Source organism: Fusibacillus kribbianus (assembly GCF_030053595.1).
Lineage (GTDB): Bacteria > Bacillota > Clostridia > Lachnospirales > Lachnospiraceae > Lientehia > Lientehia kribbiana.
In genome coordinates this window covers 52,724-67,053 of sequence record NZ_JASGBQ010000006.1, presented here as the reverse complement: position 1 = coordinate 67,053, position 14,330 = coordinate 52,724, and the positions used below count along the sequence as shown (strand labels likewise).

Below are 14,330 nucleotides of genomic sequence, written 5' to 3'. Positions count from 1 at the left end.
AAATGTATTGGGGGGGGTTTTTACGATATTTATTATAGCATTTGGTGTATTTTAAGTGTGCACAAACTTTCACTAAAATCGATTTTTTTTTTAGCAGATTTCACGGCATCTCTTCTCAACACCTTCACACATCTCATGCTTTTTTCATAAAAAGTCCCCTTCTCCCGTGTTTTCTTTTCCAATTGCCTTTTTGAACAGATTATTTCTTCTCAAACAGCGCTTCAAATTCCTCGCCGCCGATCTTCTCCTTTTCCAGAAGAAGAGCCGAGCTTTTGTGAAGAATATCCATATTGTCCATCAGCATCTTCTTTGCCCTGGAATAGCAGCCATCAATGATCCGCTTCACCTCTTCGTCGATGGTGGAGGCGACCCCCTCACCATAGCTCCTGGTATGGGCCAGATCCCGGCCGATGAACACCTGATCGTCATCGTCACCGTAGCAGATCATGCCGATCCGGTCGGACATGCCGTATTTGGTCACCATATTTCTGGCGATTTCCGTGGCCTGCTTGATATCCTGGGAAGCACCGGTGGTAATGTCATCAAAGATCAGCTCCTCAGCGATCCGGCCGCCCAGGCTGACTTCGATCTCCTGCAGCATTCTTCCCCTGGTATTGAACATCTCATCCTGCTCCGGAAGCGGCATGGTATAGCCTGCTGCACCGATTCCCGTCGGGATAATGGAAACCGTATGGACCGGTCCCACCTCCGGAAGCAGATGGAACAGGATCGCATGGCCGCTTTCGTGGTAAGCCGTGATCCGCTTATCCTTATCGGAAATGATCTTGCTCTTCTTTTCTGCACCGATGCCCACCTTCACAAAGGAACGCTCGATATCCGCCTGCTTTAAAAAGCCTCTGTTTTCCTTGGCAGCAAGGATCGCCGCCTCATTCATCAGATTTTCAAGGTCCGCACCTGTAAAGCCGGCTGTTGTCTGTGCGACCTTTTTCAGGTCTACATCTTCAGACAGGGGCTTATCCTTCGCATGAACCTGAAGGATCTCCTCACGGCCCTTCACGTCAGGCCTGCCCACCGCCACCTTCCGGTCAAACCGGCCGGGACGTAGAATCGCCGGATCGAGAATATCCACACGGTTGGTTGCCGCCATAACGATGATGCCCTCATTGACACCGAAGCCGTCCATCTCAACCAGCAGCTGGTTCAGAGTCTGCTCTCTCTCATCATGGCCGCCGCCCATGCCGGTGCCTCTTCGTCTGGCCACCGCGTCGATCTCATCAATAAACACGATGCACGGCGCATTCTTCTTGGCATCTTCAAACAGATCCCGGACACGGGACGCACCGACACCTACAAACATCTCCACAAAATCGGAACCGGAAATGCTGAAAAAGGGAACTCCGGCTTCTCCCGCAACCGCCTTGGCAAGAAGTGTCTTTCCTGTTCCGGGAGGGCCCACCAGAATCACGCCCTTGGGAATCCTGGCCCCTACCTTCATGTATTTTCCCGGATTCTTCAGGAAATCCACGATCTCCGCCAGATCCTCCTTTTCCTCCTCGAGGCCGGCCACCTTCTTGAAGTTGACGCCATTGCCGTCCCGGGTGACCCTTGCCCGGCTCTTTCCGAAATTCATCATCTTCTGATTGCTTCCGCCGGACATGGAACGGTTGATCATCATCATGACCAGCATTGCCACGATCAACATGCCCACCAGGATAGGAACCACAATGGTAAAAAAGGTATCCTCCTCGGGTACACTTCCCATGACAACGGAAACATCATGGTCTGTCAGGAACTGCTTTGCCTCCTTAACGTCCTCCACATTCCAGGTTCTGGACTTGACGCCGTTATTGAAATACAGACGGACGGAGCCGGTGGGAACCTCCTTGTTGGGATAAATCTCCGCATCGGTGACCACGCCCTGCTCCACGGCATTGACAAATTCCTGCCAGGGCCATTCCTCTTCCTGTAACAAATCCTTACGTATCCACATGAATGCCAGGATCACTATCATGATGATTGCCAGATAGAACCCCAGCCCGCTTTTCTGCTTCTGCTGCAAATCCAGGCCTCCTTCTATACCTCTACCACGCCGATGTAGGGCAGATTTCTGTATTTCTGGTCATAATCCAGTCCATATCCCACCACAAATTCATCGGGAATGCTGAAGCAGGTGTAATCCACCTCTACTTCCTTCTTCACCCGTCTGGAGGGCTTGTCAAGAAGAGTACAGATCCTGATATCCGCCGGTCCCCTCTGCTTCAGGATCTCAACCAGATAGCTGAGCGTTCTTCCGGAATCAATGATATCCTCCACGATCAGAACATGCTTTCCGGCCAGAGGCTCGTCAAGGTCTTTAATGATCTTTACGACGCCGCTGGACTGGGTTCCTGAACCGTAGCTGGACACAGACATGAAATCCAGGGACACGGGAACCGAGATCCGCTTTGCCAGCTCACAGGTAAAAAATACGCCGCCCTTCAGCACGCAGATCAGATGAACCGACTTGCCTGCATAATCCTCACTGATCTTCCTGCCGATCTCCTCGACCTTTGCATCCACCTCTGCCTCCGGAATCAGAATCCTGATCTTATCTTCCATAATCGATATCCCCTTTTCTTTTGATTTTTTACTGTATCTTCGGGACTGACCCGTTTCTTTCCGCCGTTTCGCTGCCTGTCCGGGCCGACACCTCCAGGATCCATCGGGTCTCTTGCGTCACCCGGCACCCTTCGCAGGTGCGGCCGCCGACTACCCAGAGCACATGGCTTCCCTCGCAGAGAAGAGGAAGCCGGTTTCTTTCCCCGGACGGAATCTTTTCATTGACCATATAGGCCTTGACCGTCTGCCTCCTGCCGTCTGAAAACGCCTGGAACCAGTCGCCTGTCCGCCTTGCCCGCAGCGAAAGATTACCTTTTATTTTATCATAAGCAAACCATTTCGTATACCTGTTTTCAGGAATTTTTTGCCCCGGCTGCCGCTCAAAAATCCGATATCGGAAGCAAAAACCAAAGAGTTCTGCCGTCTTCCATTCCTCCTCCGGTTTCAGAAAAAGCTCTGCTCCGGCCTGAGAAAGCTCCGTCTCCTCTGTCCCGCCGGCCTTCGTTTTTTCTCTGAGGGAAATCTGAAGCTTCTCATACACCCGCACTGCCTCCAGACCGCCCGGCAGCGTGAGCTTTCGCCCGGTCTGCTGTCCGGCCAGTTTAAGAATGCTGTCCGTGTGCCGTTTTGTGATGTCCTTAAGACTTCCGGTGAGCCTCTCGAGAATGCTGCGAAGCACACATCCTGACAGAAGCTCTTCCAGGCCAAGAAGCTCCTCACAGGGAAACTCTGCCCGGTTTTCCCCGAATATCACATGCTTCCCTATCCATTCCCCGGCCTGCCGGTTCACCCATCGGTCTGCGGCAGCGATCATCTCCGCCGCCCTGGCAATATTCTGTACAGCCTCCTCATTGATCCGACAGGCCTCCGGCAGGATCCTGTTTCGGATCCTGTTTCTGGCATACTCCTCTGAGGCATTTGTACTGTCCTGACAGCAGGACAGCCCTTTCTCTGCCAGATAGTTTTCTATTTCCCTGCGGGTGACTCTGAGGAGCGGACGGATCAGGCACTTCTCTGTACCGTCAAAAGGCAGCGGCGCCTTCGCCGCCATGCCGGAAAGTCCTGTCAGGCCGCTCCCACGGAACAGATGAAAGAGAACTGTCTCCGCATGATCATTCTGATTGTGAGCCACAGCGATCCGATCTGCCGGCAGGCCTTTTTTTGCCTGACGAAAGCATTCATAGCGCGCCATGCGCCCCGCTTCCTCCTCAGAAAGCCCAAGCTCGGCCGCCAGCTTTGGCACCTGCCGGTGATATACCAGAAGGGGGACGTCTCTCTCCTGGCAGAAGCGCCGCACAAAAGCCTCGTCCCGGTCTGCCTCCGCCCCGCGGATCCCATGATGGACATGAACGGCCGCCACCCGGATGTCAAGCCGTTCTTTAAGCTCCCAAAGTACGGAAAGCAGGCAGATGGAATCCGCCCCGCCGGACACCCCGACGGCAACGGTCTCCCCTGCCTGTATCAGCTCTTCCTGTTTTATGATATCCAATACCTTCTGAAGCATGCCGCTCCCTCATTTTCCACCGGCTGTCCACCGTTTTTTATGATTCTATCATACTCTATATTGAAATATTCGTCAAATAACGGCGGATGTGAAAGTTCAGGCCTTCCAGATTCCCACTGCCAGCACAGTCATATCATCCCGGCAGTTTTCCTCGGAAAGTCTGGCATAATGCAGGATCTCATCGGCTGTGTCCTGAAGATTCTCGCCGGACATACAGGAAAGGATCTCCCGCATGGTTTCCTCCTTGTCGTCTCCGGTAAGGGCGTCCAGCACTCCATCGGTCACCATGATGATCTTATCCCCGTCCTCCAGATCCTTCTCCACATATTCCGGCCGGGCATTTTTGAGAACTCCCGCCGGCAGCCCCTCGGCCCGGATGGCCTCGATCCGTTTTCCCTTTTTGATAAAGGTGGTGACTCCGCCCGCCTTTACAAACCGGCAGCAGCCGGTGTAAAGGTCAGCCACAGCCAGATCCACGGTGATGGGCCTCTGCTCCTGTTCCTTCAGAAGCAGAACTGCATTGACCAGTCTCAGCGCCTGCGTCAGGCCGAAGCCGCTGGAAAGAAGCTGCTCCGCCAGCTCCATGACCACCTCGCTGTCCCGGAAGGCTCTGCTTCCGGAGCCCATTCCGTCGGCCACGCCGAAGAGCATCCTGCCACCGGGAAGCTGGCAGAAGGTAAAATTATCTCCGGACGGCTCCCGGCTTTCCTTCGACGCCCTGGCGATCCCGTGGAGCATCATATATTTTGGTGCCTTGATCAGCCGCACCGTACAGCTCTCCCTCGTAACGATCCTTCTGCAGTCCAGAGAGGGAATGAATTTTTCTCCCATGACCCGGCTTACGGTCTCGGCAAGCTCTCTCACGGTCATGCAGCGGTTGCCCGCCGCGTGAAGTGTCAGGTAAATTTCCCGTTTCTCTCCTTCCTTTTCCAAAAGCATCAGGTTGTCCAGCCTTACCCGTCGAAGCTTAAGCTCTCTTTTAAGCCTGTCCCGATACTGCCCGGAAACATCTCCGGTGGCATCAATATCCGTAGACAGCTCTTCCAGAATCCGTTCCATCTCCCGAAAGCTTTCCGCCATGACTCCCCGACACTCCTCATACCGGTTTTTCCACACAAGCTCCTCCAAAGGAAGCGCCGCCGTATCTCCCGCAATCACAGGTATTCCCTCCTCCACAACATTTTCATCCTGTTCCTCATAAGCTCCGCCGCTCTGACAGAAGGTCTTTGCCAGCCGTTCCATGGAATCAGAAACAGACCGGATCCTCTGGGCCGCTGTTCGTTCCTTTCCCGGCATATATATGGAAAACGGGCGTACCGTTTCTTTTTTTACCCGGGTCTGCCGGCACAGGCTTCCCGGCACCAGAAGAAATGCTGCCGCCGCCGTCACAAGCTCTCCCATTTCCCCGACGCCGCGCGCCGGAAGATACAGTATCCCCAGAGCCGCTGCACCGGCCAGAAATCCCAGGGTGCTTCCCATCTTTCCGAGGCTTCGGAATCCTCCGGCCAGAACCCCCGTCAGACACAGGATCCCCATGGCAGAAACATCCGCCTGCAGAATCGTTTCTATCACTCCGCAGCCTGTCCCGGCTACAGCCCCGACCCCTGCGCCGTACTTGTAGCCCACAAACAAAACGCTGAAATACATGGCGATCCTCACCACCGCTGCCAGCGTCTTCCCCTGGACAAGAAAGGCAGTGAGCACAAAGCCCGTGAGCAGGGCCAGGACCGCACGGATAAATGTCTCTTTTTTCATGACAATACCTCCCTGAGAAACTATTATAACGTTCCTCCTGCGGGAAGACTGTCGAAACGTAAGAGCCCCTCATGAAAATATTTCGACGGCAAAATCCGCACAAAAAAGGAGCGCTGCGCCTGACCCGAAATCATTCAGATTTCAGATCATTGTACAACACTCCTCGTCTTATTCCTCGCTCTTTGGTTTTATCAAAATCTCGCCCGGCTTTACAAGCCCCAGCTTTGTCTTTGCGATCTCCTCGATATACTGTTTTGTCTGCACAAAGATCTCCCGCTCCTTAAGCTCCTCCGATTTTTCCTGCTCATCGTCGATCTGAGCCTGAAGCTCGGCCTCTCTGGCCGCGTAGTCGGCGTCTCTGGCCTGAAGAAGCTTTGTCCTGTAAAGAAGGATCCCGCCGAAGAGCGCCGCCACCAGTACGATCCCCAGAAGGACCTTTTTGTTTTGTTTCCGGTACTTTTTTCTTCTTCCGCCTGCTGCCACCCTTTCCTTCACGGCTCCTTTCCCCTGCTGCTCTGTCTTTTTTTATGTCTCTTTTTTTTATTGTAAGCCATCTCACCGGCTTTTTCAATAGCCTCCCGACGGATTTCACCGGAAAGGCAAGTCCCTTTACGGCAAAGGCCAGAAGCTTTCCCAGATATTTGAGAACAAATCCAAGAGCCGTCCCCAGCCATTTTACAAGGAAACGGCTCACGGTAATATGGTAAAGCCACATTCCCGCCAGGGCTCCGGCCAGGGCATACCAGCGGACTTTTCCGTCATTCATGGAAAAGAGCAGCAGAAAAACCGCAAAGAAAGTCACGATCCAATACAGAAGATCCTCGATGGCCGTCATGAAGGCGGCGTGTCTCACCGCGATTCGCAGGATCCGAAGACCGTCATAAAGAACCGTCAGGCCAACGCCCCACAGCACCGATACCAGCAGAAAATCTGCTTCTTCGCGGATCATCATGCTCATCATTTAAACAGCCTGCTCCAGATGGATTCTCCCTGGCCCCTTCTTCCATGACCCTCCGTATAGACAAAGCTGTCCATCCGTCCTCCCAGTTCCACCTCACCCTGCTCCACCGTCAGCCGGTTCACCTTCAGTTCCTCGCCCTTGATGGTAAGAAGCCCGAGGGTCGTCTCCAGGATCACAGTCTTTTCATCAAAAGAAACCACATCGTCCACACCGCTTATCATGGCATTGGAACGTTTATCCACCATCATCTTGTGAGCCTTGATCCGCTGTCTCTGTTCCTCCATTTTACCGCTCCCTTCTGCACAAGCTCCTATTGGGATTCTATGCAAAAAAAGCGTCTGGTATGAAGGGCCTCCTGTTACAGATAACGGAACATTTCTCCGGCATCCTCTTTCCTGGTGCTTTCCTGAACCTTCAGCACCTCCGCCTTCACCGAACGGTTCCCGAACTGTACCTCAATGATATCCCCCACCTTGACGTTGAGAGATGCCTTTGCCGGCTTGTCATTGACAAGCACTCTGCCGCCGTCACACGCTTCGTTGGCAATGGTACGGCGCTTGATAATGCGGGATACCTTTAAAAATTTATCCAGTCTCATGCCTGTTCCTCCGAAAAAAAGGCTGCCGCAATGCCTGCGGCAGCCTTACTCTCTGCGTTTCATCTATCTGTGCAGATTATGCGTTGATCATGTCCTTCAGAGCCTTACCAGCCTTAAACTTGGGCATCTTGGAAGCAGCGATCTTCATGGCAGCGCCGGTCTGCGGATTTCTTCCCTCTCTGGCAGCTCTCTCGGATACTTCGAAGGTACCGAAGCCAACCAGCTGAACCTTTCCACCCTTTTTAAGCTCTTCTGCAACAGCCTCAGTCAAAGCTTTAACTGCCTTCTCTGCGTCCTTCTTAGACAGCTCAGCCTTCTCAGCTACGGCTGCAATCAACTCAGTTTTGTTCATAGTAACTGTTCCTCCTACGGTTTTGTTCATGGAAATCAATATTGCTCTCCAATTATTTATAAACTCATACAGGCGATTTGTCAAGGAAATTCCTTCATTCCTAAAGCTTAACCCCGTTTTTTCTGGCTTCCTTTTCCTGACGTTTGATCTCATCCCACCGTGCCTTGCTCTCCTCCGGAGTTCCGCAGCTTTCCCCACCAAAAACATGGGGATGGCGCCGTATCATCTTCCTGCACAGCACGGAAATCACATCCCTCACCGTGAAGTCTCCCGCCTCCTCCGCGATCCTGCTGTGGAGCATCACCTGCAGGAGAATATCTCCCAGCTCCTCGCAGAGGTTTTCCATATCCTGATTATCAATGGCTGCCTGTACCTCATCGCATTCATCCTGAAGGCATTTTTTCAGAGATTCATGGGTCTGAGCCCTGTCCCAGGGACAGCCATGGTCCGATCGGAGTTCTGCAATGATCTCTTCCAGTTCCTCAAAGGTATAGTATTCTTTTGTCTCCATCCTCTTATCCTCCTGCCCTTCGGCATGCTTTATCTCTTTGTCCTCGTTTCCCTCAGCCTTTCCCTCTGCTTTTCACTCAGCTTTCCATCTGCCTTCCCAGAAAACCGGCCGCCGTCAGCGCAAGCTTCTGCTCCAGGGTCCCTACCCTGTACTGGGGATCCTTCGACAAAAGGATCACGGCACCGATGGCATCCCCCTCACACAAAATGACCGCCGTCACCTGACCGGAATACCCGTCTGCATCCTCATCGGTAATGGGAATCAGACGTCCATCGGTCCCATCCGCCACCACGTTGTTCCTCTCCATGATGGACTGTTCCAGTGTTTTGCTTATGCTTTTCTGCAGCAGATCCTTTTTCAGACCGCCGGCTACCGCAACGACCTGATCCCTGTCCGTAATGCACACCGCAAGTCCGGTGGATTGAGCCAGCGCATCGGCATACTGCTTTGCAAAGCTCGAAAGCTCCGCCATGGGCGAATATTTCTTCAGGATGATCTCTCCTTCCCTGTCGGTGAATATCTCCAGGGGAGTTCCCTCCCTGAGCCGCAGGGTACGGCGGATTTCCTTGGGAATGACCACCCGGCCGAGGTCGTCGATGCGGCGCACAATTCCTGTAGCTTTCATATTAAAATTCCTCCATTTACTGTACTTTCCATCGCTGGAAATAGTATCTGTAAACAGGGGGATTTTATGCACCCGCAGATTAATGCCATTTATACAGATTTAAATGTTTTCCCTGCTCTGAAGATAATTTTGCAATACTTTCTCCCGGAATACCAGTCTCTTTCTCAATCATCTCAAAATACCGGATTGCAAAAGCCGCTCCCGGTCCTTTCAGGCGCCATTCACAGATTTCTCCCCATACACCATCCGGAAGCTCTTGTTCATGGCTATTCCAGAAATGCCATTCCGCCTCATCAATGATCTTACACAATTCGCTCACAGTCAAATATCGTTCCTTCAGAATATCCGCCTTCGTTTTGGGATACTGCCGGAAAAATGGCTGCTTAAGACCGAAAAACCACATTTTCGTAAACTGGGGATGTAATAAATACTGCTTATTAAACTTACGGATCACTTCACATTCAAAATCAAACATCTTTTCTGCATCTTTCTGTTTGAAGCCAATGCTTTCCAGGCGTCTGACATAATTGTTGCGATAAACCGTTTGGTTCTCCTGTAAATACAGGGCCGGCAGCTGAGATGTCATCATTTTCTCCGTGAAAACTGCAGGCTGGGCTGGTGTTGTCCCCTTTCCCTTCTTTCCAAATATCACATCCAATAATCCCATATTTTCACCTCATAATTTGGCCAACGCCGCATTCTTGTATGCATCATCATCCGTGACTTCCTTAATCACTTTAATCTGCTCAGGAAACACAATGCTGGTGTTCTCGTCGCTGAGTTCGATTTCAGCAATCGCCTTATCGTTCCAGAACGGATAAAGATCAATTTCAAAATACTGATTTTCATAGGTAAGACAGTATCTGGTCTTCCGAATCTGACGTCTGGTTGTATCTGCCTCCATCAGAAGTTTGAGATATTCTGCCTGCGAAAGACGCCGTTCAATTTCGACACGTTTTACATCTGATACCTTTCGTTTGACAGTCTGGAAATATATGTAGTTTCCGCCGATGCCGCGCTGACGCACACGAACCTCTTCATCAGCAGCACTGTTAAGATATGTCTGAATAATCTCAATCCGCTGGCAGGAAGGATGATTTTCCAGCCATTTGATATCCGGATATTCAATCAGGTATTTTCTCTCAATTTCATACGGTTCCGGTTCTCCCAGAAAAGAAGCGATCTCTGCAACAAGTTTCTTCATTTTATCTTCAAAAGTCATTGTATTATCGATCACACGGAAATGCGGATGCCCGGTCCATGCAGAAATCAGTTTATCATCTAATGCTGCAGCTTCCTCAACAGTTTCGGTTCTTGCAGAATTGTTTGCCGTAGTATAGAACTCTTCTGCACCTTTTGCTGCAGTAACAAGATGAAATACGGCATCATAGCTGTCTCTGAGTTCCACCTCATTTGATTGGATAAACCGGACTGCTTCAGAAAATTCAAGATCATTCATATAAGCCTTATTATCAAGCATGCCGCGGTCACATACGATAAGGACTTTGTCATTCAGCATCGTATGTGCTGCCTGCTCAAAAATCTTTTCCTTTTCAATCTGTAATTTCATCTGGCACTTCTGATATTCAACATTGCTTTCGCAAGTCCATGGTGCCACACCTCCGGTAATCAGTTCCGTTGCCGTTTCCGGAACAAACAAAACGGTATATCCCATTTGAGTAAATGCATTCTGCACCCAACTCATTGCTGTGGATTTACCTGCACACGGACCACCAGTAATCACAATCTTTGAAATTTTCATCTCTCTTCCCTCTTCTCTCATGCACAACAGTTCTTCAACATCAAGATTGAAAAGTGATGCCAGTTTTCTGATTACATTCGTTGTCGGCTTTGATTTCCCCGTTTCCCATTTCGATACTGCCTTATTGGTGACACCAACCTTTTCGGCAAGTTCTCTCTGGGAAAGATTAAGACCCCTTCTCAGCTCTGAAATTTTATTTCCGAAAGTGTAATCATTCATGAAATCCCACCTTCTTTCCGTCAATCCTATTATATAAAAAAAGACACTCCACGGCAATGCTGAAGTGTCGAATACCGGTAGAATATCCATCGTGCAGCCTTAAAGAAGGCATGGATCTGCAGCCGTAGTCCTACCTTTCGCCGGTGCCGGAGGTTCCCTTCTCCAGCTCACGTACTGCTTTTATGGGATAAATTGCCAGCGCGATGACGCCGAGCAGCGCCCCGGAGACCATGATGACAGCGGCGGCTCCCCGCCCGACGCCGGTCTGGAGCCGATTGCCCATTCCGTCTGCCAAAAGACCGGAAAGACTATAGGCGACCACATACCCAATCTGGCTCAAAAAGCCGATCAGTCCCCAGGCCCGTCCCTGCAGCTCCTCCGCAATGTTGGTCCGCACCAGATAATCCAGGCTGTTGTTAGCAAAGGGCAGCATGGCGAAGAAGCCAAAGCCCGACGCACAGATCAAAACCAGGTTTTCCCGAAGCCCGAAGCCCACCATCATCACGCCGGCAATCATCAGAGAAAGGGACAAGGTTTTCACATAGCCTTTGCGGATGCCCCGAATGCCCAGATACAGGCTGGAAAAAAGCATCCCGCTGGCGCAGATGGTCTCGCAGATCCCCAATGTGGCGCTGTCTGAAAAAGCAAGGAGCATCGGCTCGGCCAGAATCTGAAACGCGCCCATGAAGCAGGTTATAACGGAGGATACTAAAATCAGCAGAAGCACTCCTCTTTTCTCCGCAACCGCCTGCCATCCTTCTTTCAGCAGCGTGAAAAACGCTTCTTTGCTCTCTGCCGCTTTCGATTCAAGTCCATGCCGCACCACGCCGGTGCAGGTCACCGTCAAAAAGAAAGTCCCCATATCCAGAATCAACAGCAGCCGGATATCCGAAACCGTCAGCAGTATCCCCGCAAGAATCGGCGAGACCAGGTATCGGGCACTGCCGGCCAGACTGACAAGGCCGCTGGCTCTGGAATAATCCTCTTTTTCCAGAATGTCCGACACGGTGGCCCGATAGGCCGGCTCCAGAAGGGAGGAGAACACGGAGCTGACGGTCACACCGATGCAGATCTGCGTCAGGCTGGCGCCGCCTGTCTGCATGCAGAAGAAGATATAAAGGATTCCAAGGGCGGAGAAGCCGTCTCCCGCCATCATCAGGATCCGTCGGTCATAGCGGTCGGCCAGCACGCCTGCCGGAACGCTTAAAAGCAGAGTAGGAAGAAAGGCCAGCAGGCTCACCAGCGCCATATCCGCAGCGCTGCCCGTCTGCCGGAACACATAGACACCAAGGCCGAAGCTGGTCAGCCCACTTCCGACGGAGGATACCAATTCTCCTGCCCATAACAAAAGAAACCGATGAAATTTATATTTTCTGTCCATATCGTTTTTCCTTTCTTTTTAGACCGACTGTCTGTCGGTTCGTATTAAAATATAATAGAAAGCTTGCTTTCGTGCTTTCTATTACATTTGTATATGCTTAATTTTCGCCGCTTCCAAGTCTGCTTCCGCAAAAGATTGCCATGATCGCTTCCTGAAGGCTCCCTTCCTCCATTCCCATAAGCCTCTCCAGATTGTAGATAAACCCGGAGATCTTCCGCTCCCGCTGTTCGGTGCTGAGACCGGCCATATTCAATTCGTCAAAGGCGACATTGGCATAGAGGATTGCCATTTCCACCATCGATTCCGGATACTGCGTATGGAAGATCCCCTGCCGGATTCCTTCTTCCACCAGCTCTGTCAGGATCGGATTGATCCCCGCCAGCAATATCGTCTGCATCTTCTGATGCATCAGCGCATTTTGCGGGCGGTGTACCTGCTCCATGATCTCATAGCCGATCTTTGACTCCACGTTCAGAGACATGATCGCCTTTATCAGACGCTCCAGCACAGGCAGCTCCCTCTTCCGGACAATCCGGCCCGCATCCTGCATCAGCCGTTCTGTGACCCGCTGGATGACGCCGTCCAGGATATCCTCCTTCGACTTGAAGTGATAATAGAGCGTCCCTCTGGCGATTCCCACCGCATCCAGGATGTCGCCGGTGCTGGTGTTATCGAAGCCCTTCGCGGCAAACAGCTTTTCCGCCGCATCCAGAATCTCTTCTCTTCTTTCTTCCGCTTCCTTTACGATCCGCATAACCCTTTTCCTTTACCGCCAGGCTGATTACCGACTATCTGTCGGTTACAATATACATTTTTTCATCCGCTTTGTCAAGCCACGGTTCAGCGGGAATAAATCTCGATCGCCGCCGCCATAAACGCCGCTGTGCCTTCGCCGTATCCATCAATGTACTGCGTGAAGCGCTCATCGGCGATATACATCTGGCCGAGGCAGGAAAGGATTTCTTTCGTGCAGGTATAGTAATTGGAAGTGATATATGCCTGCCACTTTTTCACAAGTGCCTGTGCCTCTGCACTGTCCGGGGCAAGGGAACGATTCCTGCTAAACTCACTCAGAATCCCTGCCCCCTCACCATCCATCATTTTTTTCTGTGCGTCTCTGTAACGGTCCGCCTTTTTTTCATACTCGGCGTAGGCAGCCGTATCGCCCCAGCGCTCCTTCGCTTCTTCGGCGTATTTCTTTTTCGTTTCTTCAAACTCTGTCGTATCAAATTGCCGGAAACTCATATCTTGTTCTCCTTTCAGGGTCTTATCCACAAGGGTTATCAGGCTGTCGAGCCTGCTTCGCTTTTGCAGAAGGAGTTCTTTTTGCTTTCGCAAAGCACTGTCTTTCTCATAATCGGGATTCTGCATGATTTTTCTGATATCTTCCAATGGAAAGTCAAGCTCCCGGAAAAACAAAATCTGCTGCAAAACATCCAGATCCATGTCGTTATAAACCCGATAGCCTGCTTCTGTGACTTCACCGGGTTTCAGCAGACCGATCTCGTCATAATAATGCAGAGTGCGGACAGTAACACCTGTCAGCTTTGCCACGTCGCTGATCTTCATTGCCCCAAATCCTCCGTTTTGTTTTCTCATGTCCGAACATAGTCTTATGATACACTATAACGTAACGTGAGAGTCAAGAGGTTTTTCAGAAAATCCTTTGAGAGAATGAGGTAACTCAGACATCAAAAAACCGCCGCTATGGTATCAGCTATAAACGGCGGCTTACATATTTTTCATTGTCTCTCTCCTTCATACGTTTCCTGACACATCATGCATCGCGGTTCTTCCATTGGCCTTCCACTCGTCGGAAAAATATTGTACTCTGATGATGTTTGAAATCCGACTTTATTATATTTTGAATCTCTGATTTCCTCTACCAATGCAATAATATCGCTTCCATCAGAATAATCTGTCCCTTCCTGAAACGAACGCAAAATCAGAGAAACAATACTCTTATAATCTTTATGTTCTTCCGGGCGAATTGTAATTTTCTTGTTCATATACACACATCCTTCTCTCAAATTAAAGATTGACTTCAAAATGAAGCGGCCATACCCAGACGGATACAGCCGCAATGTTCTGCAAATATTCGCA

17 protein-coding genes are annotated in these 14,330 nt (G+C 50.9%); all 17 read right to left on the bottom strand.

Features of this window, described 5'->3' with window-relative positions:
• Nucleotides 1-199: 199 nt before the first annotated feature.
• Nucleotides 200-2,020: an ATP-dependent zinc metalloprotease FtsH gene (gene ftsH / locus QJ036_RS05730; protein WP_283230490.1), complete on the bottom strand. Its 1,821-nt coding sequence runs from the start codon at nucleotides 2,018-2,020 to the stop codon at nucleotides 200-202.
• A 14-nt stretch (nucleotides 2,021-2,034) separates the two neighbouring features.
• A complete protein-coding gene (hpt, locus tag QJ036_RS05725) occupies nucleotides 2,035-2,559 on the bottom strand; it encodes a hypoxanthine phosphoribosyltransferase (RefSeq protein WP_283230489.1) in 525 nt (174 codons plus the stop codon).
• Between the two features lie 28 nt (nucleotides 2,560-2,587).
• Entirely contained in the window at nucleotides 2,588-4,063 is a 1,476-nt protein-coding gene (tilS, locus tag QJ036_RS05720; RefSeq protein ID WP_283230488.1) for a tRNA lysidine(34) synthetase TilS, read from the bottom strand.
• Nucleotides 4,064-4,159: 96 nt separating this feature from the next.
• Nucleotides 4,160-5,818: a SpoIIE family protein phosphatase gene (locus QJ036_RS05715; RefSeq protein ID WP_283230487.1), complete on the bottom strand. Its 1,659-nt coding sequence runs from the start codon at nucleotides 5,816-5,818 to the stop codon at nucleotides 4,160-4,162.
• Between the two features lie 168 nt (nucleotides 5,819-5,986).
• Nucleotides 5,987-6,241, bottom strand: coding sequence for an FtsB family cell division protein (locus QJ036_RS05710; protein ID WP_416388542.1), 255 nt, complete (start codon nucleotides 6,239-6,241; stop codon nucleotides 5,987-5,989).
• The gene (gene yabQ / locus QJ036_RS14320) at nucleotides 6,123-6,767 is read right to left on the bottom strand and encodes a spore cortex biosynthesis protein YabQ (protein WP_416388541.1); all 645 of its coding nucleotides are present in this window, start codon (nucleotides 6,765-6,767) and stop codon (nucleotides 6,123-6,125) included. The genes QJ036_RS05710 and yabQ overlap by 119 nt, the downstream gene beginning before the upstream one ends.
• A gap of 8 nt (nucleotides 6,768-6,775) precedes the next feature.
• Nucleotides 6,776-7,063 carry a sporulation protein YabP gene (gene yabP / locus QJ036_RS05705; protein WP_283230485.1) on the bottom strand — a complete coding sequence of 96 codons (288 nt, stop codon included), beginning with the start codon at nucleotides 7,061-7,063 and terminating at the stop codon, nucleotides 6,776-6,778.
• A 74-nt stretch (nucleotides 7,064-7,137) separates the two neighbouring features.
• Entirely contained in the window at nucleotides 7,138-7,377 is a 240-nt protein-coding gene (locus tag QJ036_RS05700) for an RNA-binding S4 domain-containing protein (protein WP_283230484.1), read from the bottom strand.
• A gap of 76 nt (nucleotides 7,378-7,453) precedes the next feature.
• Nucleotides 7,454-7,729 carry an HU family DNA-binding protein gene (locus QJ036_RS05695; RefSeq protein ID WP_283230483.1) on the bottom strand — a complete coding sequence of 92 codons (276 nt, stop codon included), beginning with the start codon at nucleotides 7,727-7,729 and terminating at the stop codon, nucleotides 7,454-7,456.
• A gap of 100 nt (nucleotides 7,730-7,829) precedes the next feature.
• Nucleotides 7,830-8,240, bottom strand: coding sequence for a MazG nucleotide pyrophosphohydrolase domain-containing protein (locus tag QJ036_RS05690; RefSeq protein WP_283230482.1), 411 nt, complete (start codon nucleotides 8,238-8,240; stop codon nucleotides 7,830-7,832).
• A gap of 76 nt (nucleotides 8,241-8,316) precedes the next feature.
• A complete protein-coding gene (spoVT, locus tag QJ036_RS05685) occupies nucleotides 8,317-8,865 on the bottom strand; it encodes a stage V sporulation protein T (protein ID WP_283230481.1) in 549 nt (182 codons plus the stop codon).
• A gap of 79 nt (nucleotides 8,866-8,944) precedes the next feature.
• Nucleotides 8,945-9,532, bottom strand: coding sequence for a hypothetical protein (locus tag QJ036_RS05680; protein ID WP_283230480.1), 588 nt, complete (start codon nucleotides 9,530-9,532; stop codon nucleotides 8,945-8,947).
• Between the two features lie 9 nt (nucleotides 9,533-9,541).
• Nucleotides 9,542-10,936, bottom strand: a complete 1,395-nt coding sequence (locus QJ036_RS05675; protein WP_283230479.1) for an AAA family ATPase — start codon at nucleotides 10,934-10,936, stop codon at nucleotides 9,542-9,544.
• Between the two features lie 40 nt (nucleotides 10,937-10,976).
• A complete protein-coding gene (locus tag QJ036_RS05670) occupies nucleotides 10,977-12,227 on the bottom strand; it encodes an MFS transporter (protein WP_283230478.1) in 1,251 nt (416 codons plus the stop codon).
• A gap of 97 nt (nucleotides 12,228-12,324) precedes the next feature.
• Nucleotides 12,325-12,981 (bottom strand): TetR/AcrR family transcriptional regulator, encoded by a 657-nt coding sequence (locus QJ036_RS05665; RefSeq protein WP_283230477.1) that lies wholly within the window; start codon nucleotides 12,979-12,981, stop codon nucleotides 12,325-12,327.
• 86 nt (nucleotides 12,982-13,067) lie between these two features.
• Nucleotides 13,068-13,796, bottom strand: coding sequence for a MerR family transcriptional regulator (locus QJ036_RS05660; RefSeq protein ID WP_283230476.1), 729 nt, complete (start codon nucleotides 13,794-13,796; stop codon nucleotides 13,068-13,070).
• Between the two features lie 173 nt (nucleotides 13,797-13,969).
• Nucleotides 13,970-14,236, bottom strand: a complete 267-nt coding sequence (locus QJ036_RS05655; protein WP_283230475.1) for a hypothetical protein — start codon at nucleotides 14,234-14,236, stop codon at nucleotides 13,970-13,972.
• Between the last annotated feature and the right edge of the window lie 94 nt (nucleotides 14,237-14,330).

What these genes read in the sequence shown, in the direction of transcription:
- hpt (WP_283230489.1), bottom strand. Translation starts at nt 2,559, where the DNA reads ATGGAAGATAAGATCAGGATTCTGATTCCGGAGGCAGAGGTGGATGCA.
- tilS (WP_283230488.1), bottom strand. Translation starts at nt 4,063, where the DNA reads ATGCTTCAGAAGGTATTGGATATCATAAAACAGGAAGAGCTGATACAG.
- QJ036_RS05715 (WP_283230487.1), bottom strand. Translation starts at nt 5,818, where the DNA reads ATGAAAAAAGAGACATTTATCCGTGCGGTCCTGGCCCTGCTCACGGGC.
- yabQ (WP_416388541.1), bottom strand. Translation starts at nt 6,767, where the DNA reads ATGATCCGCGAAGAAGCAGATTTTCTGCTGGTATCGGTGCTGTGGGGC.
- yabP (WP_283230485.1), bottom strand. Translation starts at nt 7,063, where the DNA reads ATGGAGGAACAGAGACAGCGGATCAAGGCTCACAAGATGATGGTGGAT.
- QJ036_RS05700 (WP_283230484.1), bottom strand. Translation starts at nt 7,377, where the DNA reads ATGAGACTGGATAAATTTTTAAAGGTATCCCGCATTATCAAGCGCCGT.
- QJ036_RS05695 (WP_283230483.1), bottom strand. Translation starts at nt 7,729, where the DNA reads ATGAACAAAACTGAGTTGATTGCAGCCGTAGCTGAGAAGGCTGAGCTG.
- QJ036_RS05690 (WP_283230482.1), bottom strand. Translation starts at nt 8,240, where the DNA reads ATGGAGACAAAAGAATACTATACCTTTGAGGAACTGGAAGAGATCATT.
- spoVT (WP_283230481.1), bottom strand. Translation starts at nt 8,865, where the DNA reads ATGAAAGCTACAGGAATTGTGCGCCGCATCGACGACCTCGGCCGGGTG.
- QJ036_RS05680 (WP_283230480.1), bottom strand. Translation starts at nt 9,532, where the DNA reads ATGGGATTATTGGATGTGATATTTGGAAAGAAGGGAAAGGGGACAACA.
- QJ036_RS05675 (WP_283230479.1), bottom strand. Translation starts at nt 10,936, where the DNA reads ATGGATATTCTACCGGTATTCGACACTTCAGCATTGCCGTGGAGTGTC.
- QJ036_RS05670 (WP_283230478.1), bottom strand. Translation starts at nt 12,227, where the DNA reads ATGGACAGAAAATATAAATTTCATCGGTTTCTTTTGTTATGGGCAGGA.
- QJ036_RS05665 (WP_283230477.1), bottom strand. Translation starts at nt 12,981, where the DNA reads ATGCGGATCGTAAAGGAAGCGGAAGAAAGAAGAGAAGAGATTCTGGAT.
- QJ036_RS05660 (WP_283230476.1), bottom strand. Translation starts at nt 13,796, where the DNA reads ATGAAGATCAGCGACGTGGCAAAGCTGACAGGTGTTACTGTCCGCACT.
- QJ036_RS05655 (WP_283230475.1), bottom strand. Translation starts at nt 14,236, where the DNA reads ATGAACAAGAAAATTACAATTCGCCCGGAAGAACATAAAGATTATAAG.